The organism is Streptomyces sp. Z423-1 (assembly GCF_013009255.1).
Classification (GTDB): domain Bacteria; phylum Actinomycetota; class Actinomycetes; order Streptomycetales; family Streptomycetaceae; genus Streptomyces; species Streptomyces gossypiisoli.
This window is the reverse complement of record NZ_CP053109.1, coordinates 7,522,179-7,548,698: the sequence shown is the minus strand read 5'-3', so window position 1 is coordinate 7,548,698 and position 26,520 is coordinate 7,522,179. Positions and strand designations below refer to the sequence as shown.

Sequence of the window (26,520 nt, the reverse complement as noted above, 5' to 3'; positions counted from 1 at the left end):
AGAAGCACGGTCCGGTCTGCGGGCCCGGTGCTTAAGGAGGCGCAGCCGTGAGCAGTGCGAACAGCGGATACGACCTGGCTGTCATCGGCTCGGGCGGGGCCGCGTTCGCCGCGGCGATCGCGGCCCGCACCAAGGGCGCTTCCGTGGTGATGGTCGAGCGCGGCATCACTGGCGGCACCTGTGTGAACACCGGCTGCCTGCCGTCCAAGGCGCTGCTGGCCGCCGCCGAGGCCCGGCACACCGCCGCGGCACAGCCCTTCCCCGGTATCCGCACAGAGGCCGGTCCGGTGGAGTTCGGCACCCTGATCGGCAGCAAGACCGCCCTGGTGGACGACATGCGTCAGGACAAATACGAGGATCTGGCGGCCGAGTACGGCTGGGAGATACTGCACGGCACCGCGGCCTTCACCGGCAGCTCTGACGGCCCGGCCCTACACGTGGAAGTCGGCGGCGACGGCACCACCGCGATCGAGGCCGCGCACTACCTGATCGCCACCGGCTCAGCCCCGGGGGCGCCGCCCATCGACGGGCTTCAGGAGGCCGGGTACCTGACCTCCACCACCGCGATGGAGCTGGAGAGCCTTCCGAAGTCGCTGATCGTGGTCGGGGGCAACTACATCGGCCTGGAGCAGGGCCAGCTCTTCGCCCGCCTCGGGGTGAAGGTCACCGTGGTGGAGGCGCTGGACCGGCTGGCCCCCTTCGAGGAGCCCGAGGTCAGCGAGGTGATCGAGCAGGTCTTCCGGGACGAGGGGATCGGCGTGCACACCGCCGCAACGGTCGCCGCCGTCCGCCGCGACGCGAACGGGTACACCCTCACTGCGGCCGGCAGCGGTCAGGTTTTCGAGCTGAAGGCGGAGCAGCTGCTGGTGGCCACCGGCCGTCGCCCGGTCACCGACGGCCTCGGCCTGGAGGCGGTGGGAGTCAAGACCGGCAAGCGCGGCGAGATCGTGGTGGATGAGCACCTGCGCACGGGCAACGAGCGGATCTGGGCCGCTGGGGATGTCACCGGGCATCCGCAGTTCGTCTACGTCGCTGGCGCCCACGGCACGCTGGTCGCCGACAATGCCCTCGACGGCGCCGGGCGCACGCTGGACTACCGCCACCTGCCCCGGGTCACCTTCACCACCCCCGCGGTCGCCGCTGTCGGTCTTACCGACGTCCAAGCCGTCGCCCAGGGCTATGCCTGCGACTGCCGGGTGCTGCCGCTTCAGTACGTGCCGCGGGCCCTGGTCAACCGGGATACCCGTGGCCTGATCAAGCTCGTCGCCGAGCGCGGGACCGGGAAGCTGCTCGGCGCGCACGTCATCGCCGACGGCGCCGCCGACGTGATCGCGACCGCGGTCTACGCGCTGGCCAATCAGATGACGGTGCAGCAGATGGCCGACCTGTGGTTGCCCTATCTGACCATGGCCGAGGGGCTGAAGCTGGCCGCCCAGACCCACACCCGTGACGTGGCCAAGCTGTCCTGCTGCGCCTCCTGAGCAACAACGGTGACGGCAAGGAGACGGCGGTGGTTTGATGCACGGCAGGCAGCGGACGACCCGGATGACGGTCGGGGAGCTGTCCCGCCGCACCGGGGTGCCGGTCAAGACGCTGCGCGAGTACACCGACCTGGGACTGATCTACACCTTGGGCCGCAGCCCGGCCAACTACCGGCTGTACGACACCGAGGCCCTCTGGTGCCTGCGCTGGATCGGTGAACTGCGCGGCCTGGGCCTGACAGTGGCCGAGATCCGCGAGCTGACCAGGGCCTGGCGGACCGGCGACGGCCAGCCGACCGGCCGACGCCTGGCACAGCTGCTGGACCGCTCCCGCGAACGGCTCACCCAGCGCATCGCCGCCCAGCAGCAGACGCTGCGGTTGGATCGAGGCATTCGAGGCCGCCCACCGGGCCGACCTGGCGGAAGGCGACTTCTGCTGGGCCGGTGACCCGCACTGCACTACACGGGCTTGACCCTCACCCCGGGATCAGATCCTACGGTCCCAGACATCGGACCAACCCCACCCCCTGCCAGGGGCCCTGGAGGGAGAAAGGAAACCCCTGTGGACACCGACACCCGGCAGTTCGCCGACCGCTTCACCACCTCGCTCAGCAACGCGCCCGGCCTCAAGATGTGGCCGGTACGCCCGCTGCAGACCCTGCTCGCCGCCGGACAGCCGGTCACCGTCGACCAGCTCGCCGCCCAGGCCGGCCGCCCCCTCGCCGAGATCCGCGAGGCACTGGCCGCCATGCCCGACACCGAGTACGACGCCGAGGGCCGCATCATCGGCTACGGCCTCACCTTTACCCCCACCCCGCACCGCTACGAGGTCAACGGCCGCACCTTCTACACCTGGTGCGCCCTGGACACCCTGGTCTTCCCCGCCATCCTCGGCCACACCGCCCACGTCGCCTCCCCCTGCCGGGCCACCGGCGAGCCGGTGCACCTGGCCGCCACCCCCGACGGGCCCACCGACGTGGAGCCGGCCACTGCGGTCGTCTCCCTCGTCACCCCGGACGCGCCGAGCTCGGTACGCGTCTCCTTCTGCAACCTGGTGCACTTCTTCGCCAGCGCCGACGCCGCCAAGGACTGGCTGGCCGAGCACCCGGATGCCCGGGTTCTGCCGGTCGGGGAAGCCTTCGACGTCGGTCGGCCCGTCATCGAGCAGATCCTGGCCGGCGACACCTCATCCGACTGCTGCTGAACACGCCCACCCGGACGGCAGGGCTGGTGGCCGAAACCCAGCCGGCCACCTCCCTGCGTGCCAGGCGCAGGGCGTTCGGCCCGGGCACACGGCCGCTACGCGCCGTCAGCTCGCGCCGGGCACCGCTGCACTTGGACACCCCGCACCTGCTGATCGTCCACTTCGCGATCGCAACCTCGACCAGTCGCTGTTCGAAGTCATCTCCGCCTTCGCCACTGTGGGCCTGTCCACCGGCATCACGGCCGACCTGCCCACCGGTGAGCAGGTCCTGCTGACCGTGCTGATGTTCATCGGCCGGCTCGGCCCGATCACCGTGGCCTCCGCGCTCGCCCTGCGCCAGCGCGTCCGCATGTACGACCTGCGCAACAACGCCGTCGTGGTCATCGGCCTGGGCCGCTTCGGGCGTGCCCTGGCACTGGAACTGGTGGATGAGGAGACCGAGGTCCTGGGCATCGACGAGGACCCGGAGGTCGTGCAGTTGCTGTCCGGTTCCCTCACCCACGTGGTACGCGCCGACTCCACCAAGGAAGCCGTCCTGCGCCAGCTGGCCGTCCATGAGTTCGACCGCGCCGTGGTCGCCATCGGCACCGACCTGGAGGCCAGCATCCTGACCGCCTCCCTGCTGGTCTCCTTCGGCATCCAGGACGTCTGGGCCAAAGCGATCAGCGAAGCCCACGGCCGGATCCTTTCCCAGCTCGGTGTCCAGCACGTCGTCTACCCCGAGCACGACATGGGTCAGCGCGTCGCCCACCTGGTGCGCGGCAGGATGCTCGACTACATCGAGTTCGAGGACGACTTCGCCATGGTCAAGACCACACCACCTGCCGAGATCGTCGGCCAACGCCTGGCTGACAGCGCGGCATCACCGTCGTCGCCATCAAGCGTCCCGGCGAAGACTTCACCTACGCCACCACCGACACCGTCGTCGAAGCCGACGACACCATCATCGTCGCCGGACGCACCCGCCAGGCCGAACGCTTCAGCGAACTCCAGTGAAACGCTGACGGGCATCGGAGGACGGCTCGTGGCCCGCAGCGGTACGCCAGGGGCCGTGCGTGTGCTGGGCTTGCCGGTCAGGGGGATGCCGCCGCCGCTCCACGGCTCACCGCGCGGGCGTGCCATGGGCTTCTGTACGTCGACGGCGTGCACTCTGTCGACGTCACTTCCGCTGGCGAGGCCAGCCATCACTGGTACCGGCACCACTGGTACCGGCATCACTACCGTCCCGCCTCGGTGGATGACCCGCCGACGAGCGGACATGGAGTACACAGTGGCATCGGACCTCAAGGGGACAGGAACGTGAGAAGGCAACGCCCTGTCCCTCAAATGAGACAGCGGAAAACGCCCCGGTCGTCACAGTGGAACGGGGAACATTCCGAATGCGGGCCTACACATGGATGTCCTCGGGGAACTCGTCGGCCACACGCCAGGCTGCCTCAATACCCGGGTGCCGTCGGGCGCGGTGAGGGGCGTCGGTCCGTTGACGGGGTCTCCTCACCGGCCCCTCGCCTCGGCGACCGCAACGCGACCCCCGTCGACAGCAGCAACAGGCCGCCGAGCATCACGAACGGTGCCGCCACTCCCGCCACCCCGGCGATCAGACCGGCGGTCGCGGGGGCGGCGACCTGGCCCAGGCGGTTGCCGGTCAGGCGGAGGGCGAGGGCGGTGGAGCGGGCGGCCTCGGGGGCGGCCTGGACGACCGTCGTCATGGAGAGGGGCTGGCCGACGCCGAGGCAGAAGCCGAGCGCCGCGAGGATCAGGGCCAGCGCCCACACCGGCACCGGTAGCGCGATGCCCGCGCACAGCAGGGCCGCCAGCAGACAGCTGAGGGTGAGCAGCAGGGTGCGGCCCAGCTTCAGCAGCGGGGTCAGCACCAGGCGGCAGGCGATCGTGGCCGCCGCCCGCAGGCTGAGCAGCAGGCCGATCACCGAGGGCGCGATGCCCCGGTGCTCGCCGACCACCGGCAGGTAGGCGGTGAGGACATCCGTCGCGGACAGCACGGAGAGGCTGATGAGGATGCCGGCGGGCACGCCCCGGGCTCGCAGGATGCCCCGCACAGGGACGCGGTCGCCTTGCGGCGTCGCGGACTTGGGCGTCGTACGGCGATCCTCTGTGCGCCACAGCGAGGTGAACGCGACCGCGGCGCCCGCACCCGCGACGACCAGGGCGAGTGCGCTGCTGCCCGCCATGTCGTGGCCGCCGATCAGCGCACCGGCCGCGATCGGGCCGACCAGCTGGCCGAGCGAGGCGCCGATGGTGAAGTGGCCGAAGTTGCGGTCCTGTTCGTGCGGCGCGGACTGGCGGGCGACCAGGGACTGGGCGCCGATGACGAAGCTGAGGTGGCCGAGGCCCATCACACCGCTCCAGATCGCCATCGCCCACAGGGAGTCGACGAGGCCGCTGAGCGCGCAGCCGCCGGATATGAGGACGACGCCGGCGGGCAGCAGGGGTGCGCAGCGGCCGTGGTCGGTACGGCGGCCCAGCGGGACGGCGGCGAACAGCGGGAGCAGGGCGTACACTCCCGCGATCACACCGACCGCCCGTTCGTCCGCGCCCAGCGCGAGGGCCCGGTAGGAGACGGCGGGCCGGGCCATCGACACCGCCCCCTGCGCGAAGCTGAAGGCGATGACGAGGCGGAGCAGCCAGCCGCGGTTCCCCCCGGGGCCCATGGTCGTGTACCTCCTGGCGGAGTGGTCCTTCGCGGGATACCTCAGATGATGCCGAACAGGATTCCGGCGCCGAGAATCACCAGGCAGGTCATGGCCGCGTACTTCACCACGAACCGCGTGTGGTCGCCGAACTCGACCTTCGCCATGCCGACCAGCACGTACACGGCCGGGACCAGCGGGCTGGACATGTGCAGCGGCTGGCCGACCAGCGAGGCGCGGGCCATCTCCAGCGGCGTGACGCCGTGCGCCGCGCCGGCCTCGGCGAGGACCGGCAGGATGCCGAAGTAGAAGCCGTCGTTGGACATGAAGTAGGTGAGCGGGAGGCTCAGTACGCCGGTGACCAGGGCCATGTGCGGACCCATGCTGCCGGGGATGATGTCGACCAGCCACTTGGCCATGCTGTCGACCATGCCGGTGCCCTGCAGGACGCCGGTGAAGACGGCGGCGGCGAAGACCATGCCGGAGACGTTGAGGACGTTGTCGGCGTGCGCGGCGAGGCGGGCCTTCTGGTCCGGGATGTTCGGGAAGTTGACGGTGAGCGCGAGGGCGGCGCCGAGCAGGAACAGCACCGGGATCGGCAGCAGTTCCATGATCATGGCGGTGAGCAGGCCGACCGTGAGCAGCGCGTTGAACCAGTACAGCTTGGGGCGCAGGGTGGGGCGGTTGGGGTCGAGGCCCTGGAAGTCGTCGTCCTCGTCGGGGGCTTCTGCGTCGCTGCCGGTTCCGGAAGTGCTGGAGGTGCTGGAGGTGCTGGACGTGCCCGAGGTGCCGGAACCGCCGGTGACCTGCTTGACGTCGGCGCCGGAACCGGTGCCGACGAGTACCGTCTCCTTCTCCTTCTCCTCCACCAGCACCTCGTCCAGCGTCAGCACACCGAGCCGCTTGCGCTCGCGCAGACCGAGGACGTACGAGAGGACGATCACGAAGAGCAGACCGACGGCCAGGGCCGGGATCATCGGCACGAAGACGTCGCCGGCGTCCAGCTTCAGGGCGGTGGCGGCGCGGGCGGTCGGGCCGCCCCACGGCAGGGTGTTCATCACGCCGTTCGCCATGGCCGCGATGCCGGTCAGGATGACCAGGCTCATCTTCAGGCGCTTGTACAGCGGGTACATCGCCGAAACCGTGATCATGAACGTGGTCGAGCCGTCGCCGTCCAGCGAGACGATCGCGGCGAGCAGGGCCGTACCGACGACGATCCGCATCGGGTCGGCCTTGCAGAACTTCAGGATGGCCCGGACGATCGGCTCGAACAGACCGACGTCGATCATCACACCGAAGTAGACGATCGCGAACATGAGCATCGCCGCGGTGGGGGCGAGGCTGGAGACTCCGTCGATGACGTAGTCGCCGAGGTGCGCGCCCTTGCCGACGAAGACACAGAACAGTGCGGGGATGAGCACGAGCGCCGCTATCGGCGACATCTTCTTCATCATGATCAGGACCAGGAAGGTCGCGATCATGGCGAAGCCGAGGATGGTCAGCATGAGTGGATACCTAACGTTCGCCCTTGAACTCCCACCTGGGCCGGCGGTGCGACGACGTTAGGTCCCGTCCAGCGGCGTTAACAAGACGTTGACGTGCGAGCAATAAGCGCAAAACTGCTGGTCACAGCTTTGCTGAGGTCAGCGCGGTGAGCTTTTCGGTCACGGCGGAGATCTCCACGGGCACGCCGTTGAGGACCGCGTTGCCGGAGAGCGGGTCGAGCAGGCTGCCGTCGAGCAGCTGGTTGACGTTGACGCCGGGATCGGTGGCGGCGTGGGTGAGACGGGTGCCGGGGCGGTCGTGGCCCCAGCCGTGCGGCAGGCTGACGACGCCGGGCCGCACGCCGTCGGTGACCTCGGCCGGGGCCGTCACCTCTCCCCCGGCGCCCTTCACGCGTACCGGCGCCCCGTCGCGCACGCCGAGCCGTTCGGCGTCGTCGGGGTGGATGTGCACGGTGCAGCGGTTGGTGCCGCCGGTCAGGGCGGGGACGTTGTGCATCCAGCTGTTGTTGGACCGCAGGTGGCGGCGGCCGACGAGCACGAGGCCGTCGGCGCGCTCGGCCATGGCCTGCCTCAGTCGCGGCAGATCGTCGGCGATCGGGCGGGGCAGCAGTTCGACCTTCCCGCTCACCGTCTTCAGCGGCTGTGGCAGCCGGGGCCGCAGCGGGCCGAGGTCGACGCCGTGCGGATGCGCGAGGAGTGTCTCCAGGTTCAGCCCGTCCGGTCGTACGCCGAAACCGTCGCCGTACGGGCCGAGGCGCAGCATCATGTCGAGCCGTCGCTCGGGGCCGTTGTCGCCGGTGAGCCGGTCGGCGAGTTCCCTCGGGTCCCGGCCGTGCACCGGTGAGTGGGGCTCCTCGACCGCCTTGCCGAGGGTCTGGTCGATGACCATCGCGTCGACGGCGGCCGGGTCGGCGCCGTGCATGCCGGAGACGGCCAGGATCAGCCGGGCGAGGATCTCGGTCTCGGCCATCCGGCCCGGCTCCAGCGGGACGGCTGGGCGGGTGTAGCGGACCTGGTTGCGCACGGCGAGGGTGTTGAAGGCGAAGTCGTGGTGGGCGCTCTGGGACGGCGGGGGCGGCGGCAGGACGACGTGGGCGTGGCGCGAGGTCTCGTTGAGGTAGGGGTCGACGCTGACCATGAAGTCGAGCGAGTCCAGAGCCTTGTCGAGCCGGTCGCCGTCGGGTGCGGACAGCACCGGGTTGGCGGCGATCGCGATCAGTGCCCGGATCGGCTCGCCCTCCTCGGTGGCGGTGTCGATCTCCTCGGCGAGCGCGGAGAGCGGCAACTCGCCCTTCGCCTCGGAGTGCTTGCTCACCCGGGACTGCCAGCGTCCGAGCGCGAACCCGCGGCCGGGTCCGGCGGGGCGGGGGGTCTTGTCGGTGGCGGCCTGCGGGAAGAGGGCGCCGCCCGGCCGGTCGAGGTTGCCGGTCAGGATGTTGAGGACGTCCACGAGCCAGCTGGCGAGCGTGCCGTGCGGGACCGTGCAGCTGCCGATGCGGCCGTAGACGGCGGCGGTGGGGGCGGCGGCCAGTTCCCGGGCGAGGGCGCGCGTCACGGTGGCGTCCACGTCGCATGCCTCGGCGACGGCTTCGGGAGTGAAGTCCCGTACGGCTTCCCGGAGTTCGGCCAGCCCCTGGACGTGCGGCGCGAGGTCGCCGAGCGCGACCAGGTCCTCCTCGAAGAGGACGTGTGCCATCGCCGCCAGCAGCAGGGCGTCCGTGCCGGGCCGGATGGCGATGTGGCGGTCGGCGAGTTTGGCGGTGCGGGTGCGGCGCGGGTCGATCACGGTGAGCGCGCCGCCGCGCGCCTTGAGGGCCTTCAGCTTGCCGGGGAAGTCGGGGGCGGTGCACAGACTGCCGTTGGACTCCAGCGGGTTGGCGCCGATGAGCAGCAGATGGTCGGTGTGGTCGAGGTCGGGCACGGGGATGGCGTTGGCGTCGCCGTAGAGCAGCCCGCTGGAGACGTGCTTGGGCATCTGGTCGACCGTGGACGCGGTGAACACGCTGCGGGTGCCGAGGGCGCCGAGCAGGACGGGCGGATAGAGCGCGCCGGCCATGGTGTGCACGTTGGGGTTGCCCAGGACGACGCCGACGGAGTTGGCCCCGTGCCGCTCGACGACCGGCCGGACCCCGGCCGCCACGGCGTCGAACGCCTCCTCCCAACTGGCCTCCCGCAATTCCCCGTCCTTGCGCACGAGCGGTCCGCGCAGCCGGTCGGGGTCGCCGTCGACGGCCCCGAAGGAGGCGCCCTTGGGGCAGATGAATCCCTGGCTGAACACGTCGTCACGGTCACCGCGGGCGCCCGTGACGCGGGTCCCCTCGATCGTGAGCGTCAGCCCACAGGTGGCCTCGCACAGGGGGCAGATACGCAGGGCGGTGCGGGACACGGGTCCTCCCGGGGTCAGGCGACAGCGGCGACGCACGGACGGGTCGAGCATACCGACCGGTATGCATGGAGGGGAGCCCCCTGAACACATGCGCGCACGCCACGCGCAACCGCCGGAACGCGCCCCCTCAGTCCAGCACCCGCCCCAAATACGCCCGCAGCAGCTCCCGCATCTCCGCGATGATCGCCTCGTCCCCCTCCGGATCCACCCGGAACGACAGCTGCACCAGGGCGTCCGCGGTCTCCACGGCGATCAGGAAGGCGCGGCGCAGGTCGGTGTCGGGTTCGCGGGGGAGGTAGTCCGCGAGGAGGTCGGTGAGCCGGTCGGCGACGCGGTGGTTGGGTTCGGCCTGGCGGGAGCCGACGGGGATCTGGTTGCCGAAGTCGACGAGGGAGAAGCCGGGCGCGGTGCGCTTCATGGCGAGGTACTCGTCGAGCACGGCGTCCATGGCGGCCCGCCAGTCGCCGCGCCGCGCGCCCTTCAGGTGCTCGGTGACGCGCTCGGCGTAGTGCTCCAGGTTGCGCTGGGCGAGCGCGTCGGCCATCTGCCGTTTGTTGCCGAAGAAGCGGTAGACCGAGCCGATGGGCACACCGGCGCGCTGGGCCACCGCGCGGGTGCTCAGGGCGTCGTAGCCGACCTCGTCGAGGAGGTCGGCGCAGGCGTCGAGGATGCGGGTCAGGCGTTCGGCGCTGCGCCGCTGGACGGGCGCACGGCGGAGCATGGAGGGATGGGGCACGGGCTTCATGATGCCTTTCCGCCGGGATCGGGTGAACCTCCACCCCCAGTACGCACCTCCGTGCCCGGTGCACTCATCGTGGCCGTCGGCGCGCTCGGCGCGCTCGGCAGGTTCAGCGCGCTCGGCTCGCTTCCCGACGCGGTGATGTCGGCCGTGCACTCGACGGGCTCGCCGTCGACCGCCCAGACGGTGCCGTCGTCGGCGTACAGCCGTGCGGTGAGCTGGTGCGTGCCGCGCTTGACCAGCCCGGCGTCCAGGTGGTGCTCGGGGGCGCGCAGGTCGGCGACGGGGCGGCCGTCCAGGAAGAGCCGGGCGATGCCGCGGCCGGGCGACGCCTTCGGTGCCGTACCGGCCGATGAGAGCCGGAAGTCGCGCAGGGTCAGCCGTACGTCCCACCCGGCACCGGAGGCGTCGGGCTGCACCTCGATGCCGACCTCGGGCGCGTCCTCCTTCGGCACCTCGCGGTAGGGCCGCCCGGCCTCGTCGGTGTCGTCGAGCAGCCGGCCCACCGCCGGCGGCGATTCCCCGTTCCTCCGCTCTCCGGCATCACCGGTGCCGCACCCCGCGGCTCCCGCCAGCAGCAGGACACAGACCGCGAGCGCGGCACGAGATCGACGCGTCCACGACATGCGGAGGAGCGTAGAACACCGGTACGACACCCCGAATCCCCCTGGAGTCTGGTTCTCGTCCGCCCTCCGTCGTCCGCCGAGAGGAGGCCGAACTCCCCCTTGCGCCGAAGCAACCGCAATCCTACGGTGAACCATAGGAATCAGCGTGCAAGGGAGCAGCGATCATGAGCGATGGGGGTACCTCCCGCGCGAGCGTGTTCGAGCGTGGGGGAGCGCGGAAGACCGCCGAAGGGCTGGCCTACCTCTCCGGATTCGGCAACGAGCACAGCTCGGAGGCCGTCCCGGGCGCACTGCCCGAGGGCCGCAACTCACCCCAGCGCGCCCCCCTCGGCCTGTACGCCGAGCAGCTCAGCGGTACGGCCTTCACCGAGCCCCGCGCCCACAACCGCCGCTCGTGGCTCTACCGCGTCCGCCCCTCGGCCGCGCACCCCGCGTTCACCCGCACCGACAACGGCGGCCTGCGCACGGCCCCCTTCACCGAGACCGTGCCCGACCCGAACCGCCTGCGCTGGAACCCGCTCCCGGAGCCGCCGCCCGGCACCGACTTCCTGGCCGGCCTGTGGACCCTGGGCGGCAACGGCGACGCCACCCAGCGCACCGGTATGGCCGCGCACCTCTACCACGCGAACGCCGACATGGACCGCGTCTTCAGCGACGCGGACGGCGAGCTGCTGATCGTGCCGGAGCGCGGCGGGCTGCTGCTGCGCACGGAGTTCGGGCTGCTGGCGGTGGAGCCCGGTCATGTCGCGCTCGTCCCGCGCGGGGTCCGCTTCCGCGTCGAGCTGCTGGAATCCGCGTCCGACGGCGGGCAGAGCCCGACCGCGCGAGGTTACGTCTGCGAGAACTACGGCGCCCCCTTCCGCCTCCCCGACCTCGGCCCGATCGGCGCCAACGGGCTCGCCAACCCCCGGGACTTCCGGGCGCCGGTGGCCGCGTACGAGGACGTGGAGGGCCCGGTGGAGGTGGTCAACAAGTTCTGCGGCAACCTCTGGACGGCGACGTACGACCACTCGCCGCTCGACGTCGTCGCCTGGCACGGCAACTATGTGCCGTACGCCTACGATCTGCGTCGTTTCAATGTGCTCGGCACCATCTCGTACGACCACCCGGACCCATCGATCTTCACGGTCCTCACCTCCCCGTCCGACACCCCCGGCCTCGCGGGCGTCGACTTCGTGGTCTTCGCGCCGCGCTGGCTGGTGGGCGAGGACACGTTCCGGCCGCCGTACTTCCACCGGAACGTGATGAGCGAGTACATGGGGCTCATCGAGGGCGCGTATGACGCAAAGGCCGAGGGCTTCGTGCCGGGCGGCGGCTCGCTGCACAACACGATGTCGGCGCACGGCCCGGACCGGGAGACGTTCGACCGGGCGAGCGCCGCCGAGCTGCGGCCGCAGAAGGTGGACGACGGGCTGGCGTTCATGTTCGAGACGCGCTGGCCGGTGACCCTGACCCCGCAGGCGGCGCGGGCGGAGCACCTGCAACAGCGCTACGACGATGTGTGGCAGGGCCTTCAGCGGCACTTCCGCGCGCTGTGACGGGCGTTCGCGTAGGGCGCGCCTTGCACTGACCGTTTCCTGCCGGTACGGATGACCCCGTGACCTCCTTCGCTCCGGACTCGATCGTCCTGAACCGCAAGCTGCCGCTCTGGTACCAGGTCTCGCAGTCGCTGCGGGCCTCCATACTCGGCCGCTCGCCCCGGGACCCGCTGCGCCTGCCGACCGAGGAACAACTGGCGGGGCACTACGGGGTGAGCGTGCTGACCATGCGGCAGGCGCTGAAGGAGCTGGAGGACGAGGGGCTCATCACGCGTCACCGTCGACGCGGCACGTTCATCGAACCCAGCGCGAGGCGGGGCGCCCCGGTGCGGCTGCTGGGCTCGGTGGACGCGATCGTGGCCCAGCAGTCCGGCATGACCACCGAACTGCTGGACCACGGCCACGCGCCCGTACCCGCGGAACTCGCCGAGTACTTCCCGGACCTCGGCGAGGTGGCGACGTACCACCGGCTGCGCAGCGACGAGAAGACGGGCGAGCCGACCAACCACGCCCACAACTACGTCCGTCCCGAACTGGCCGGGCGGATCGACCTGGACGATCTGACCCGCTGGCCGATGACCAAGGTGCTGCGGGACGTCGTCGGGGCGGACATCAGCCGCATCACGGACACCGTGGAGGCGCGGCTCGCGGACCCGGAGACGGCGCGGCTGCTCGACGTGCCGCTGCTGAGCCCGATCCTGCACTACACGGGCGTGACCTACGACCTGGCCGGGCGGGTGCTGGACGTGGCCGTCATCCACTACCGGGGCGACCGCTTCTCCTTCACGGTGACGCTGGACGCCACCTGACCCGCGTGTCGGAGCACCGTCGTACGATGCCCAGCGTGACCGACGACGCTCCGCTGCTCGCGGACCTCATGCCGTGGTCCGTCGCACCGCCGCGACTCGGCCGGGGGTGGCCGACGGCCCCCGACCCGTCCTGCCTCAAGGCCCGCTGGGACGCCCTGATGAAGGCGGAAGGCGCGGACCGGGAGGCCCTGTTCGAGCCCACGCGGTCGCGCACCCTGCACTCGGCGGTCGGGCAGTTGCCCGGCCGGTCCACCGGCACGGAGAAGCTGCTGCGCGCGCAGGGCCCCTGCCCGGAACCGGTCCGTGTGCTGCTGTCCCCCTTCGACGAACAGTGGCTGATTCCGGACCACCGTCTCATCGACGCGGCGCGACCGGAGTTGTGGCGGGTGGCCGACGAACGGCAGGTGTTCGTGGTCGAGAACCCGGAGGGCGGCGGCCCCCATCTGCTGGCCACCTCCCTGCTCCCGCTGCTCCGCCCCGGCCGCGTCCGCCCCCTGTACCGCCGCCCCGGCGGCGCGGAACCGAACCTGACCCCGGGCCTGCTGGACCATGTGGCCGCCCGCCTCGGGCAGGCCCTCGCCCCGGTCGACGTCCTCGCCTGGATCCTGACCGCGGTACGGGCGGACCTCACCGTTCCGCTCACCACGGACCCCGATCTCTGGTCGCACGGCGTCGAGACGGGCCGCCGCATGCTCTGGCTGCTGCGCCGCGACGGCGACCGCCCCAAACTGCCCGGCGGCCGCCGCCCCTACGTCCGTGCCCCGCTCCCCGCCCGCCCGCGCACGCTCCACTACGACCGCGACGAGGAGACCCTGCATCTCGACGTGGGCCGCATCTCCCCCGTGCCGTCCCGGGCCTGGGACTTCGAGGCGGGCGGGATCCGCGTCCTGGAGCAGTGGTTCGCGGCACGCACGGCCGAGGGCGAGCCCGGCACGCTCCTCGCGATCCGCCCGGCGACCTGGCCCCAGGCGTGGACGTCGGAGCTGCTGGAGCTGATCACGGTCCTCACGCTGCTGGCCGAACTCCCGCAGATCCAGGCGGAGTCCACCCTCACCGCGACCGACCTGCGCAGCGCCGGCGTCCTGCCGGTCCCCGCCTCCGCCCGCCGCCCCGCGTCGGTCCTGGACACCCACGAGGAGGGGCCGGAGGGGCAACTGGCGCTCCTCTAGTCCGGGCGGCCCCTCCGGACGGCCCCTCCGGACGGCCCTTCGTGCCGTGGTCACCGCGCTGATCGGGTCCGGCCCCCGCTGACAAAGCGGCCGGGCTCGGGACATGATCCACCCCATGGATCGTCTCCCCCTGCCCCTGGCGGGCATCACCGTCGTCGCCGTCGAACAGGCCGTCGCCGCCCCCTTCGCCACCCGGCAGCTCGCCGATCTCGGTGCCCGGGTGATCAAGGTCGAGCGGGTGGACGGCGGTGACTTCGCGCGCGGTTACGACACCGCCGCCCGCGGCCTCGCCTCGCACTTCGTGTGGTGCAACCGCGGCAAGGAGTCCATCGCGCTGGACCTGAAGGACCCGCGCGGGCTGGACGTCGTACGGCGGCTGGTGGCGGACGCGGACGTGTTCGTGCAGAACCTCGCGCAGGGGGCGGCGGCGCGGCTCGGGCTGGACGCGGCCACGCTGTGCGCCGCGCATCCGCGGCTGATCGCCGTGGACATCTCCGGATACGGGTCCTCGGGGCCGTACGCGGACAAGCGGGCCTACGACATGCTCGTGCAGTGCGAGGCCGGGCTGGTGTCGGTGACGGGCACGCCGGAGCAGCCGGTGAAGGCGGGGATCCCGGCGGCGGACATCGCGGCGGCCATGTACGCCTTCTCGGGCGTGCTGGCGGCGCTGGTGCGGCGCGGCACCACCGGGCGCGGCGGGCCGGTGGAGGTGTCGATGCTGGAGGCGCTCACGGAGTGGATGGGGCATCCGCTGCACCATGTGATGCACGACGGCACGCCCCCGGCGCGCACGGGCCTCGCGCACGCCGTCATCGCGCCGTACGACGCCTATGCCACGGCGGACGGTGGGCGGGTGCTGCTGTCGGTGCAGAACGACCGGGAGTGGCGGCGGCTCGCCGAACAGGTCATGAAGCAGCCGGAGTTGGGCACCGATCCGGCGTTCGCGACGAACGCTGCGCGGGTGGCGAACCGGGAACGCACGGACGCGGAGGTCGCGCGGGCGCTGGGCGCGATGGGCGCCGACGAGGCGCTGGCCCGGCTGGAGGGTGCGGGGATCGCCTGCGCCCGGCTGCGGGACGTACGGGAGGTGGCGGAGCATCCGCAGTTGGCGGCCCGGGAGCGGTGGCGGGAGGTGGGCTCGCCGGTGGGGCCGCTGAAGGCGCTGCTGCCGCCGATCACCTGGCCGGGTGGGGAGCCGGCGCGGAGTGGCGACGTACCCGCGCTCGGGCAGCACACCGAAGCGTTGCTGCGTGCCGTGGGGATGACGGACGGCGAGATCGCAGCGTTGCGCCGGGAGGGTGTGGCTGCCTGAGCGCGGGCCCTCGAAGGGTCGGTCGAAGGACGCCGGTGCGGGTCAGCGCCCGCCGAACAGCGAACGGCGCAGCCGGCGCAGCGGTGCGAAGAGCGAGACCCGGCTCACCCGTGTGCCCCGGTCGCTGCGCTCGTGCGCGGTGTCACGTGCGGTTATCTCGCGCATCAGGGAGGTCGCCTCGGCCGCCTCCCGCTGCGGGACGGCAGGGCCGGCCAGCACCGAGAGATGGCGGTCGAGGCGCGAGCTGGTCGCGCTGCTCCCGCAGGTGATCGCAGGGACCCTTGCCCTGCTGCGCACTGTTATCTGTTCCATGTCACTCCCCACCCGTACGAGTCCACCCGGCCCGGGCAGGGTAACCCTATCTCCCCCTTGGGGCACGCGTGTATCGCCGTCACAGGATTCACCTTCCCCGTAAGGCCGTTGACCATCCCTTCTCGATCACTCTCCGAATCCGAGCGAATCCAGGGCGAGTTGGACAACCGGCTGAGTGGTCGGCTGAGCTGACCCCCCGTCGGGCTCGACGGTCACTGCGAGTGACGTCGCCGCCCCGTCCAGGCCGTTCGCCACGAAGGGCGTGTCGTCGTCGAGGAGGCCCAGGGAGCGGGGTTGTGCCTGGGAGCGCATGAGCCACAGTTGGTGCACACGGTCGCCCGGCAGGTCGTCGTACCCGTTGAGTGTGACGACCGCGCGCCCCTCGGAAGCGGAGGCGATCACTCCGATCGTCCGTCCCTCGGCGTCCCGCCCGGTGGCCGCGCGGGCGTCCGGAGCGGCGAGGACGTGGGCGATCTCACGTGCCCGGTCCCGCTCGGCGGCCAGTTGCTGCTCACTCCGGTTCGCCTGGACGGCGAAGAGGGCGGCGACGACGAGGGCCGCGGCGGCGGTCGCGGTGGCGAACGGCACGAACAGGGGGCGCGGCCGGGGCGTACGGGTGCGCGCCGGGGGCGGCTGTGTGCCCCACACGTGCGGGGGCAGCCGGTTCGCACGCGCGCGTGCGGGCTCCTGCGCAGTCGTGCGTACGGCGGCCAGCACCCGGTCGCGCAGGGCGGCCGGCGCGGGGGCGGCCGTGGACCAGGCGAGGCGCACGGCATCCTCGGAGAGCACCCGCACCTCCTCCGCGCAGCGCTCGCAGCGCGCCAGATGCTTCTCGAAGCGGGCGCGTTCGTCGCCTTCCAGGGCGTCGAGCGCGTAGGGCGCGGCGAGGCTGTGCAGGTCGGAGCTGCCGCGCAGACGGTCGAGCAGGCTCATGCCGTACCCCCTCGGCCCTCGGTGTGCGGACGGTCCAGGAAGCTCACGCGACTCCTCCGAGGCACTCGCGCAGGCGGGTCAGTCCGTCGCGCATCCGGGTCTTGACCGTGCCGAGCGGCAGGGAGAGCCGTTCGGCCACTTCACGGTAGGTGTAGCCGTCGTAGTAGGCGAGGGTGACGGACTCCCGCTGGAGGGCGGTGAGCCGGTTCAGGCAGCGGCGCACCCACTCGCGTTCGAGTCCGGCCTCCACCTCCTCGGCGACATGGTCGAAGGCGGGCGTCCCGGCGCGCAGTGCCTCGCGCTGCTCGCGCTCACCGGCCGCGCGGGCGCTGCGCACCCGGTCGACGGCGCGGCGGTGGGCGAGGGTGAGGATCCAGGCCAGGGCGCTGCCGCGGCCGGGGTCGAAGCGGGCGGCGGACCGCCACAGTTCGAGCAGCACCTCCTGGGCCACCTCCTCGGACTGCGCCGGATCCCGCACCACGCGTTTGACGAGCCCGAACACCGGTCCGGACACCAGTGCGTAGAGCTCCTCGAACGCCATGTGGTCCCCGCTCGCGACGCGGACCAGCAGTCTGTCCGCCTCCACGCGCTCCCCCTCTCCCCGGCCACACCCGGGCCGTCCCGTCACACCAGACATTCGCAACGAACGCACCTCCGGATGGGGTTACGGATCAGCGTGCCGAAAACGCGGGTCGGGGACCAGGAAATTCACGGCCGGAGGCCGGGGACAGCGCAGGAGCGCGACCGTCGAACGCCACGGGGCCGCAGCCCGCCGGCCGGGAATCAGTGCCGGTCGGAGGCACGGCCCAGGAAATTTTCGGCTTCGACCAATCCGGTCCGCGCACCGCTCCGAATCCCCGGTGTCAGGCAAGTTGGCACTGAGGACGGACGGCATGACAGCTATCTCCAAGCGCGGCGCGGGACTCAGGAGCGTCGCCACTCTTATCTGTGGTGCGCTGGCCGCCGGGGGGCTCGCGGCCGCCGGCGTGACCGCGCTGGAACCGGGGGCGGCCGCCGCCTCCAGCCACCGGGAGGCCCCGCTGATCTCGGGGACCCCGCAGTACGACAACACCGACGTGTACGCGTTCGTCAGCCCGGACAAGCCGGACACGACGACGATCGTCGCCAACTGGATCCCGTTCGAGGAGCCGGCCGGCGGACCGAACTTCTTCACGTTCGCCGAGGACGCCCAGTACGACCTCCACATCGACAACAACGGCGACGCGCAGGGCGAGCTGTTGTTCCGCTACACGTTCAAGACGCACATCAAGAACAAGAAGACGTTCCTCTACAACACCGGCCCCGTCGAGAGCCTGGACGACCAGGACCTCAACGTCACGCAGACCTACGACATCGATCTGCTGCGCCTGAAGAAGCAGCACCTGGTGTCCCGCACGAAGATCGCCGACGATGTGCCGGTCGCGCCCTCGAACGTCGGCAAGGCGTCCATGCCGGACTACGCCAAGCTGCGCAAGCAGGCGATCCATGAACTGCCGGGCGGCGCCACGACGTTCGCCGGGCAGGCCGACGACCCGTTCTTCCTGGACCTGCGCGTCTTCGACCTGCTCTACGGCGGGAACCTCTCCGAGGTCGGCAACGACACGCTCAAGGGCTACAACGTCAACTCCATCGCCCTGCAGGTGCCCAACCACCTGATCCAGGAGTCCGCCGACCAGCCCATCGTCGGCATCTGGTCGACGACCCAGCGCAAGAACGCCCAGGGCCACTTCCGGCAGGTCTCACGACTCGGCAACCCGCTGGTGAACGAGGTCGTCAACCCGATCGAGGACAAGGACACCTTCAACGCGTCCGGGCCGTGGGACGACGCCCAGTTCCTGGACAACGTCACCAACCCCGAGCTGCCGAAGCTCATCGAGGCGATCTACAAGATCCCGGCGCCCAAGGAGCCCCGCAACGACCTGGTGGACGTCTTCCTCAAGGGCGTTCAGGGCCTCAACCAGCCGCCGCACGTGACGCCCTCCGAGATGCTGCGCCTGAACACGTCCATCAAGCCGGCCGCCGAACCGAAGCGGCTCGGCGTCCTGGACGGCGACAACGCGGGCTTCCCCAACGGCCGCCGCCTCACCGACGACGTGATCGACGCCTCCCTCCAGGTCGTCGAGGGTGAACTCCTCGGCGCCAAGAACGACCTGGGCGACGCGGTGGACAGGAACGACAAGGAGTTCGAGAAGGCCTTCCCGTACGTCGCCCTGCCGACGGAGGGCTCCCGCGGCCCGCTCGCCAAGGGCACCTCCGGCGGCAACGACGTCCGCAGCCAGATCGGCGACGCCCTCCAGCCCGCCGGCTCGGACGACACGACCCTGATCGCCGCCTCCGCGGGCGCGGGTGCGGGCGGAATCCTGCTGATCGGCGTGGCCCTGATGTGGTGGCGCCGGATGCGGGGCCGCGCGTACTGACGCCCCCACCGACCGGCGCGGCCCGTGGCTCCCCATCCCCCACGGCGCGGGCCGCGCCTTCCGACGAACATCCCCATCCGCTGGTGCACCGAGGAGAGGCATGGTCCCGCGTACGAACGACGACGCCCCGGAGGGCGAGGACGGCCGGAGGCCGGACGCCGGGGAGTGCGGGCTGACAGAGGGCGGAAACGGCCCGGGCACGACCGGCGCCACGACGTCCGAGGCGGCGGACGCCGACGAGCGTGTCGCCGCGCTGCGGCGGGTCTCGGCGGCCGGCCGGCACTGGCGCCGGACCCAACTCGCCGGATGCGTCGTGCTGTTGGCCGTGGCGCTCACCGGAGGGTCGATCGCCCTCGGGAACACGCGGGACGACGGCGGACGTGCCCTGGCCACGACGGGCGGCGGCATGTCGCCCGCCGCTCTGCTCGGCAGCGGCGACCTCGACGCGAGCGTCACCGGGCTGCAGGCCCATCTGCGAGCCCAGCCGAGGGACTTCGGAGCCTGGGCCACCCTCGGGCTCGCCTATGTCGAACAGGCCAGGGTCGACGGCGACCCCTCGCGCTACCCGCAGGCCGACAAGGCGCTGGACCGCTCGCTCGACCTCAGGCCCCGCAACGACCAGGCCCTGGCCGGCCGGGCCGCCCTCGCCGCCGCCCGCCACGACTTCACCGGCGCCCTGAAGTTCGCCGATCAGGCCCTGCAGCAGAACCCCTACAACGAACGCGCCCTGTGCAGCCGTATCGACGCCCTGCTCGAACTCGGCCGGTACGACGAAGCGGCGAAGGCCGCCGACACCGCCGACTCCCGGCGGCCGGGCATCCCCGTCTTCACGCGGTACGCGTACGTGCGCGAGCTGCGCGGTGACGTCCGCACCGCCCGCCGGGTCCTGGAGCAGGCCCTCGACGCCGCCGCCACGCCCGCCGACACCGCGTACGTCGCCACCGCGCTCGGCCAACTCGCCTGGAACCAGGGCGACCACGAGACCGCTCTGCGGCACTACGCCCGCGCCCTCGCCGCCGACGACGGCTACCTCCCGGCGCTGGAGGGGCGCGCCCGCGCGCAGGCGGCGAGCGGTGACCGTGCCGAGGCCGTGCGCGGCATGGAGGCGGTCGTCGCCCGCGCCCCGCTGCCCGGCGCGCTCGTGGCGCTCGGGGAGCTGTACGAGGAGGACGGCGACCCGATGCGGGCCCGTGAGCAGTACGCCCTCGTCGACGCCTGGACCGCCCTCGCGCGCGCGGGTGGCGTCAACGTCGACCTCGACACCGCCCTCGCCGCCGCCGACCACGGCGACGCGAAGCTCGCCCTGCGCGCCGCCCGCGCCGAGTGGGACCGCCGCAGGACCGTGCACACCGCGGACGCCCTCGCCTGGGCGCTGCACGTCAACGGCCGCGACGAGGAGGCCCTGCCGTACACCCGCCGGGCCACCGCCACCGGCTACCGCAACGCCGCCTTCCTCTACCACCGCGGCATGATCGAGCTCGCCGCGGGCCGCACGCAGGAGGCCCGCGCCTCCCTGACCGCGGCTCTGCGGCTGAACCCCGGCTTCTCCCCGCTCGGCGCCCGCGAGGCCCGTACGGCAGTGAAGTCCCTGGAGGCGGACCGGTGAAACTCCCCCGTCTCCTCGCCGTTCTGGCCGCCACCGGCGCGCTCCTGCTCGTCCCCGCCGGCACCGCGTCCGCGCACCCGCTCGGCAACTTCACCGTCAACCACTACGACGGCCTGGTCGCCGCGCCCGGCGAACTCCGCGTCGACCACGTCGAGGACCTCGCCGAGATCCCGGCGACCCAGGCCGGACCCGACGTCGAACGGCTCGGGCTGACCGGCTGGGCCGGGCAGCGGTGCGCGGCCGCCGCCCGGGACAGCGAGGTCACGGTCGACGGACGCACGGTTCCGCTCCGTGCCGTCGAGAGCCACGCGCGCGTGCGGCCCGGTCAGGCGGGGCTCGACACCCTGCGGGTGGAGTGCAGGCTGACCGCTCCCCTCCCCGAGGGCGACTCGGTGACCGTCGGGTTCCGCAGCGCGGGCGCCGACTCCGGCCCCGGCTGGCGGGAGATCACCGCGCGCGGGGACCGTACGACGCTCACCGCGTCGGACGTGCCGGAGCAGTCGGCGTCGCGTGAACTGGCCGCCTATCCCGAGGAGTTGCTGTCGTCCCCGGCCGACACCACGTCCGCGACCTTGCGGGTGCGGCCCGGCGGTCCCGCCCTGGCCGAGGAACGGGGCGACGCGCCCGCCGCGTCCGTCCTGCCGCGCGGCGCCGACCGCTTCACCCGCGCCCTGGACTCCCTGGTCGCTCGCCAGGACCTCACCGCCGGTTTCGCCGCACTCGCCCTGCTCATCGCGATCGGCCTGGGCGCGATGCACGCCCTCGCACCGGGCCACGGCAAGACGCTGATGGCGGCCACCGCGGCGGCGCACGGCGGCCGGGCCCGTATGAAGGACGTCCTGCCCCTGGCCGCGTCCGTCACGGTCACCCACACCCTCGGCGTGGTCGCCCTCGGCCTCCTGGTCACGGCGGGCTCCGCGGCGGCCCCCTCGGTGGTCGCCTGGCTGGGCATCGCGAGCGGCGTGCTGGTGACGCTGGCGGGGGCGGGACTGGTCCGGCGGGCGGTCCGCGGCCGGGGAGGCGTCCAGGCGCACGTACACGCGCATGGCCACGGCCACGCGCACGGTGATGAGCAAGGCCACGAGCACGCGCATGACCATGAGCACGGCCAGGAGCACGCGCACGCGCATGACCACGAGCACGCACATGCGCCTGACCACCGCGACCACCGCGACCACCCGCACGCACACGACCACGGAGGACACGACCACCCGCGCCCTCACGATCACAGCCACCCACGCCCGAACGCCGGTCACGCTCACCCACTTCACACCCACACCCACACCCACACCCACGGCGGCCACACCCACTCCCACCCCGTCGCCCCCACTCTCCGCGGCACGATCCTCATGGGCTTCGCCGGTGGCATGGTGCCCAGCCCCTCCGCGGTCGTCGTCCTGGTGGGCGCCGCCGCTCTCGGGCACGCCTGGTTCGGGCTGCTGCTCGTCGTCGCGTACGGCGTCGGCCTGGCCCTCACCCTCACCGCCGCCGGTTTCGCTGTCGTGAAGTTCGGCGCCGGCGTGAGCCGTGCCCTGGTCCGGCGGCCGCGCTGGACCTCCAATCCACTGGCCGCGCTGGTCCGTCGTACCGCGCCGGTGGGTTCCGCGTTCGTCGTCGTGGCCCTGGGTGCCGGATTGGTGCTCAGGGGGGCGGCATCGGCATTCGGGTGAGCTACTTTTGGGGAGAAATCAGACGACACATCACTCGCGGCTGGGAATGGGGGCGCCCGTGTCCGTGCAACCGGGCAGTGAACGCGTGATCGCCGGCCGTTACCGTCTGCTGTCCCCGCTCGGCGAGGGCGGGATGGGCACGGTGTGGCGCGCCCGCGACGAGGTGCTGCACCGCGAGGTCGCCGTCAAGGAGGTGCGCGCCCCGGCCGGGCTGCCCGCCGCCGACGTGGAGCGGATGTACGCCCGCCTGGAGCGCGAGGCCTGGGCGGCGGCGCGGGTCGCGAACCGCAATGTCGTGACGGTGTACGACGTGGCCACGGACGAGGACCGGCCCTGGATCGTGATGGAGCTGGTCCGCGGTATCTCCCTCGCGGAGTTGCTGGACGCCGAGGGCCCGCTGGCGCCGCAGCGCGCGGCGCACATCGGCGCCGAGGTGCTGTCCGCGCTGCGCGCCGCGCACGGGGCCGGGGTGCTGCACCGGGATGTGAAGCCGGCCAACGTGCTGCTGTCGAACGACGGCCGGGTCGTCCTCACCGACTTCGGCATCGCGATGGTCGAGGGCAGTTCGGCGCTGACGATGACCGGCGAGGTCGTCGGCTCGCCCGAGTTCCTCGCGCCGGAGCGGGCGCTCGGCCGGACGCCGGGCCCGGAGTCCGACCTGTGGTCGCTGGGCGTGCTGTTGTACGCGGCGGTCGAGGGTCACTCCCCCTTCCGGTACGACACCCCGTTGAGCACCCTGCGCGCGATCGTCGACGAGGAGCTGCCGCCGCCGCGCCGGGCCGGGCCGCTCGCCCCGGTCATCGAGGGGCTGCTGCGCAAGGACCCGGCCGAGCGGCTGTCACCGGAACGGGCCGAGCAGGACCTGCGGTTGATCGGCGCCGGCGGCACCCCCCGCTCGGACACGGCGCCGACGACGCCGTACACCCCGCACCCGTACTCCCCGACGATCGCCGCCCACCAGCAACCGGGGTCCCCCACCCCACCGCAACCCGTCCCGGCCGCGACCACGACGGCCACCGAGCCCCGCCGCGACCGCCGCACCGCCACCGTCCTGATCGCGGGCATCGCGGCGCTGGCGCTGGCCATCGGCGGGCTGACGTACGCGCTGCTCAACAACAACGATGGCGGCAACGGCGGCAATACGGCGCGGAACACCGACCCGGCCGTCACAGAGACAACGGAGACGACCCCGGAAGAGGAGACCACCGCCCCCGGCGGCGGGCCCGGGTCCACCACCCCGACCCCGAGCGAAACCCCCACGTCCACTCCCCCGCCCCAGACGGTGACCGTCAGCCTCACCGGCGACCGCACCGACTACTCCGGGCCGTGCCCGCCGCCGAGCGACCAAGCACCCACGTTCACGGCGACGTTCACGGTGGGCCGGCTCCCGGCGCAGGTGGACTACCGCTGGGTGACCCGGGACGGCGAGGTCGAGAGCTGGAAGACGCTGTCGTTCCCGGAGGGCGGGGAACGGACCAGGCAGGACCGGGTGATCGTGACGACGTACGAGGAGAGCGGGACGCTGCAGAACGAACTCCGCGTCGAGGTCCGCGACCCGGTGCGCACCACGTCCAACGCGGTGCCGTTCTCGGTGACCTGTGTGACGGAGACCCCGACGGGCGGGGCCTCCCCTTCACTTTCGCCTACTCCCTGATACTCCCTACGGGTCAGGCGGCGTTGAACACCGGCAGATAGCCGCCGGACTGTCCGTTCGCGGTCGGGTGGTACGACTCGCCGATGTTGAACCAGTTGACGCTGTGCAGCCAGGAGGCGCCGGAGCAGATCTCGTGGCCGGTGAAGGTGGTGCGGACGTCACCGAAGGTGAAGCCGTGGTTGCGGGCGCGCTTCTCGATGGCGGTGTTCAGGTGGTCGGAGGCGTCGTTGATGGCCTTGCGCTTGGTCTCGGACAGGCCGAGGCAGGACTGGCCGAGCTTGTAGAAGCGGGGGTAGCCGAGGACGACGACGTGTGCCGAGGGGGCCTTGCTGCGGATGGCCGTGTACACGTTGTCGAGCTTGCCGGGGAGCGTCGTGTCGACGTACGCCCGCGCGGTGTTGATGCGGGAGATGCAGGCGCTGTCGGACTGCAGGACGCAGGTCGTCATGACGTCCGCGAAGCCGGCGTCGTTGCCGCCGACGGTGATCGAGACCAGGCCGGTGCTCGCGTTGAGGGGCGCCAGCTGACTGGCGACAACTTCATCCGTTCGGGCGCCCGAGCAGGCCGTGAAGTTGAAGGACGAGGGTGAGTTGGCGGCGGCCCAGAGGTAGGGGTACGCGCGCGTGCTGCGCTTGCAGTCGCCGCTGGAGCTGATGTAGCTGCCCGCGCCGACACCGGAGGAGTAGGAGTCGCCGAGCGCCACATAGCCGGTGGCGGCGGCTTCCGACGCCTGCGCCGAAGCGGCGCCGGTGAGGGCGGCTGTGGCGGCGAGGAGGAGTGAGCCGAGGTATACGACAAGTCGGGAACGTCTCATGGAACCTCCCTTTAGCAGGATCTCTGCCTCAACCGTCGTACCAACTACGCGTGTTGAGTGGAAGTGTCCATGCCAAAACTTTTTGACACGCGTTCAACTTCGTTGTGCGCATTCCCCGTCTTGACGGCTCCCCGAGGGCTGCGCGACATTGAAGCCCGGCATCCGGCGCTTCGGGGGGCAAAGTCGCCAATGCAGACCATCCGCGCGAAGAGAGATGCATCAGACGCAGACCTGAGGCTCGTGCTCGCGGGCGCCGCGACCGCCATCGGGGGGATCGGCGCGTTGCTCGCGCTCATCGGGTCCGACTCGCCGCTGCGCGGTCCGTTCACGCTGTTCTTCCTGCTGGCGGCACCGGCCGTGGCCATCGCCGCCGCGCTCGACGGGCTGGATCCGCTCGGCCGCGCCATCGTGGCGCTGGCGGGTGCGATCGTGGTCGACATGCTGGTGGCCCAGGGCCTGCTGGCCCTGCACCTGTGGTCGGTACGCGGCGGCATCGCGGCCGTGACCGTCCTCAGCGCCCTCACTCTCCTGCTGGTTCTGGTACGGCGCTCCGGTGGCCGTACCGCGAGAAGAGGGGGCCCGTGACGTGGACCTCAGTGTGTACCGCCCCGGCGAACTGACCGGCGCCGACCGGGCGGCCTGGACGGCGATGCAGGCCAAGGCCCATCTGCATGGTTCGCCGGAGCTGGCGAACCCGTTCCTGGCGCCGGAGTTCGCGCTGGCCGTGAGCCGGTGCCGACGCGGCGTCCGGATCGCGGTGGTCCGCGAGGACGGCGAGCCCGCCGCGTTCTTCCCGTTCCAGAGATCCGCCGCCGGTGTCGGCCGGGCCGTCGGGCTCGGCGTCTCCGACGCGCAGGGCGTGGTGCACCGCCCCGGGTTCACCTGGGACGCCCGGGAGCTGCTGCGGGCCTGCGGGCTCGCGGTATGGGAGTTCGACCACCTGGTGGCCGGCCAGCGGCCGTTCGAGGCGCACGCCTCCGGCACCTACCCGTCCCCGGTCATCGACGTCGACCAGGGCTTCGACGCGTATCTGGACCGACTGCGCGGCCAGTCGCCGAAGTTCACCAAGTCCACCCTCGCCAAGGAGCGCAAGCTGGGCCGCGACGCCGGCGAGGTCGTGTACGTCCACGACGAGCGGGACCCCGCCGCCCTGCGCACGCTGATGGACTGGAAGTCCGCGCAGTACCGCAGGACCGGGCGCAGCGACCGCTTCGCGCACGAGTGGATCACCCGGCTGGTGGAGCAGCTGTTCCACACCCGCTCCGCGCCGTTCGCCGGGATCCTGTCGGTGCTGTACGCGGACGGCAGGCCGATCGCCGCGCACTTCGGGCTGCGCACCGAGCGGGTGCTCGCCTGCTGGTTCCCGGCGTACGACCCGGCGTACTCGAAGTACTCACCGGGGCTGGTGCTGCATCTGCGGATGGCCGAGGCGGCCGCCGCCGACGGGATCGCCTGTCTCGATCTCGGGCGGGGCCAGAAGGAATACAAGGACTCCCTGAAGACGCGTGAAATCCAGGTGTTCGAAGGGTGGGTGACCCGCCGTCACCCGGTCGCGTTCGGGCATCGCGCCCGGCGCACGCCGGTGCGCGCACTGCGCAATGTGGTGGTGTCGCGACCGGAGCTGTTCGAGCCTGCGGACAAACTGCTGAAGCAAATCGGAAAGATCCGGTCAGGTCGCGGGTAACGGCTAAACCAAC

The 26,520-nt window shown here is 71.9% G+C and carries 23 protein-coding genes and 1 pseudogene; 15 read left to right on the top strand and 9 right to left on the bottom strand.

From position 1 onward, the window contains the following. Positions 1-47: 47 nt before the first annotated feature. The 5 genes and pseudogenes from merA (at position 48) to HJD23_RS44310 (ending at position 3,681) form a co-directional block, all read left to right on the top strand. A complete protein-coding gene (gene merA / locus HJD23_RS33975; RefSeq protein WP_171113236.1) occupies positions 48-1,481 on the top strand; it encodes a mercury(II) reductase in 1,434 nt (477 codons plus the stop codon). Positions 1,482-1,518: 37 nt separating this feature from the next. Next, positions 1,519-1,929, top strand: a complete 411-nt coding sequence (locus tag HJD23_RS33970; protein WP_240980874.1) for a MerR family transcriptional regulator — start codon at positions 1,519-1,521, stop codon at positions 1,927-1,929. A gap of 114 nt (positions 1,930-2,043) precedes the next feature. Further along, positions 2,044-2,685, top strand: a complete 642-nt coding sequence (gene merB, locus HJD23_RS33965; RefSeq protein WP_171113235.1) for an organomercurial lyase MerB — start codon at positions 2,044-2,046, stop codon at positions 2,683-2,685. After that, a pseudogene (locus HJD23_RS45070) lies at positions 2,591-3,346 on the top strand (NAD-binding protein); the annotation flags it as partial. The gene merB and the pseudogene HJD23_RS45070, both read left to right, overlap by 95 nt. Positions 3,347-3,546: 200 nt before the next feature. Then, the gene (locus HJD23_RS44310) at positions 3,547-3,681 is read left to right on the top strand and encodes a TrkA C-terminal domain-containing protein (RefSeq protein ID WP_346770346.1); all 135 of its coding nucleotides are present in this window, start codon (positions 3,547-3,549) and stop codon (positions 3,679-3,681) included. Between the two features lie 440 nt (positions 3,682-4,121). Here the strand turns inward: HJD23_RS44310 and HJD23_RS33955 are convergent, their stop codons facing one another. The 5 genes from HJD23_RS33955 to HJD23_RS33935 all read right to left on the bottom strand — a co-directional run bounded on the left by HJD23_RS33955 (position 4,122) and on the right by HJD23_RS33935 (position 10,589). Then, positions 4,122-5,354 carry an MFS transporter gene (locus HJD23_RS33955; RefSeq protein ID WP_171113233.1) on the bottom strand — a complete coding sequence of 411 codons (1,233 nt, stop codon included), beginning with the start codon at positions 5,352-5,354 and terminating at the stop codon, positions 4,122-4,124. A 41-nt stretch (positions 5,355-5,395) separates the two neighbouring features. Next, positions 5,396-6,838 (bottom strand): citrate:proton symporter, encoded by a 1,443-nt coding sequence (locus HJD23_RS33950; protein ID WP_171113230.1) that lies wholly within the window; start codon positions 6,836-6,838, stop codon positions 5,396-5,398. Between the two features lie 121 nt (positions 6,839-6,959). Further along, positions 6,960-9,224 (bottom strand): molybdopterin oxidoreductase family protein, encoded by a 2,265-nt coding sequence (locus HJD23_RS33945; RefSeq protein WP_171113228.1) that lies wholly within the window; start codon positions 9,222-9,224, stop codon positions 6,960-6,962. Between the two features lie 127 nt (positions 9,225-9,351). Beyond that, complete coding sequence (locus HJD23_RS33940) at positions 9,352-9,969, bottom strand: TetR/AcrR family transcriptional regulator (protein ID WP_171113227.1); 618 nt, start codon at positions 9,967-9,969, stop codon at positions 9,352-9,354. Next, entirely contained in the window at positions 9,966-10,589 is a 624-nt protein-coding gene (locus HJD23_RS33935; RefSeq protein ID WP_171113225.1) for a hypothetical protein, read from the bottom strand. The genes HJD23_RS33940 and HJD23_RS33935 overlap by 4 nt, the downstream gene beginning before the upstream one ends. Before the next feature lie 164 nt (positions 10,590-10,753). On the opposite strand from HJD23_RS33935, the gene hmgA reads away from it, so the two are divergent. From hmgA to HJD23_RS33915, 4 genes are all read left to right on the top strand, one after another. Continuing rightward, the gene (hmgA, locus tag HJD23_RS33930) at positions 10,754-12,127 is read left to right on the top strand and encodes a homogentisate 1,2-dioxygenase (RefSeq protein ID WP_171113223.1); all 1,374 of its coding nucleotides are present in this window, start codon (positions 10,754-10,756) and stop codon (positions 12,125-12,127) included. 59 nt (positions 12,128-12,186) lie between these two features. Then, positions 12,187-12,936 (top strand): GntR family transcriptional regulator, encoded by a 750-nt coding sequence (locus HJD23_RS33925; RefSeq protein ID WP_171113221.1) that lies wholly within the window; start codon positions 12,187-12,189, stop codon positions 12,934-12,936. 26 nt (positions 12,937-12,962) lie between these two features. Next, positions 12,963-14,105 carry a type ISP restriction/modification enzyme gene (locus HJD23_RS33920; protein ID WP_171113219.1) on the top strand — a complete coding sequence of 381 codons (1,143 nt, stop codon included), beginning with the start codon at positions 12,963-12,965 and terminating at the stop codon, positions 14,103-14,105. Positions 14,106-14,220: 115 nt separating this feature from the next. Then, positions 14,221-15,417, top strand: a complete 1,197-nt coding sequence (locus tag HJD23_RS33915; RefSeq protein WP_232107635.1) for a CaiB/BaiF CoA-transferase family protein — start codon at positions 14,221-14,223, stop codon at positions 15,415-15,417. Between the two features lie 42 nt (positions 15,418-15,459). Here HJD23_RS33915 and HJD23_RS33910 read toward each other — a convergent pair whose 3' ends face one another. From HJD23_RS33910 to HJD23_RS33900, 3 genes are all read right to left on the bottom strand, one after another. After that, a complete protein-coding gene (locus HJD23_RS33910; protein ID WP_171113215.1) occupies positions 15,460-15,729 on the bottom strand; it encodes a hypothetical protein in 270 nt (89 codons plus the stop codon). 126 nt (positions 15,730-15,855) lie between these two features. Beyond that, positions 15,856-16,662, bottom strand: coding sequence for an anti-sigma factor (locus HJD23_RS33905; RefSeq protein ID WP_171113213.1), 807 nt, complete (start codon positions 16,660-16,662; stop codon positions 15,856-15,858). A gap of 43 nt (positions 16,663-16,705) precedes the next feature. Next, a complete protein-coding gene (locus tag HJD23_RS33900; RefSeq protein WP_171113211.1) occupies positions 16,706-17,248 on the bottom strand; it encodes a sigma-70 family RNA polymerase sigma factor in 543 nt (180 codons plus the stop codon). A gap of 307 nt (positions 17,249-17,555) precedes the next feature. Here HJD23_RS33900 and HJD23_RS33895 point away from each other — a divergent pair, with 307 nt between their 5' ends. The 4 genes from HJD23_RS33895 (at position 17,556) to HJD23_RS33880 (ending at position 24,009) form a co-directional block, all read left to right on the top strand. Further along, positions 17,556-19,079, top strand: a complete 1,524-nt coding sequence (locus HJD23_RS33895) for a DUF4331 domain-containing protein (protein ID WP_171113209.1) — start codon at positions 17,556-17,558, stop codon at positions 19,077-19,079. Between the two features lie 100 nt (positions 19,080-19,179). Then, on the top strand, positions 19,180-20,685 hold the full coding sequence (locus tag HJD23_RS33890; RefSeq protein WP_171113208.1) for a tetratricopeptide repeat protein: 1,506 nt from the start codon (positions 19,180-19,182) through the stop codon (positions 20,683-20,685). Then, positions 20,682-22,355 (top strand): nickel transporter, encoded by a 1,674-nt coding sequence (locus HJD23_RS33885; protein ID WP_171113206.1) that lies wholly within the window; start codon positions 20,682-20,684, stop codon positions 22,353-22,355. Before HJD23_RS33890 ends, HJD23_RS33885 begins: the two co-directional genes overlap by 4 nt. 58 nt (positions 22,356-22,413) lie before the next feature. Further along, entirely contained in the window at positions 22,414-24,009 is a 1,596-nt protein-coding gene (locus tag HJD23_RS33880; RefSeq protein WP_240980873.1) for a serine/threonine-protein kinase, read from the top strand. A 13-nt stretch (positions 24,010-24,022) separates the two neighbouring features. On the opposite strand, the gene HJD23_RS33875 is transcribed toward HJD23_RS33880, so the two are convergent. After that, the gene (locus tag HJD23_RS33875) at positions 24,023-24,823 is read right to left on the bottom strand and encodes an SGNH/GDSL hydrolase family protein (protein ID WP_171113202.1); all 801 of its coding nucleotides are present in this window, start codon (positions 24,821-24,823) and stop codon (positions 24,023-24,025) included. 189 nt (positions 24,824-25,012) lie between these two features. Between HJD23_RS33875 and HJD23_RS33870 the strand changes: the two genes are divergently transcribed. Further along, the gene (locus tag HJD23_RS33870; RefSeq protein ID WP_171113199.1) at positions 25,013-25,408 is read left to right on the top strand and encodes a hypothetical protein; all 396 of its coding nucleotides are present in this window, start codon (positions 25,013-25,015) and stop codon (positions 25,406-25,408) included. 1 nt (position 25,409) lies between these two features. Then, positions 25,410-26,507 carry a GNAT family N-acetyltransferase gene (locus HJD23_RS33865; protein WP_171113197.1) on the top strand — a complete coding sequence of 366 codons (1,098 nt, stop codon included), beginning with the start codon at positions 25,410-25,412 and terminating at the stop codon, positions 26,505-26,507. Positions 26,508-26,520: the final 13 nt, after the last annotated feature.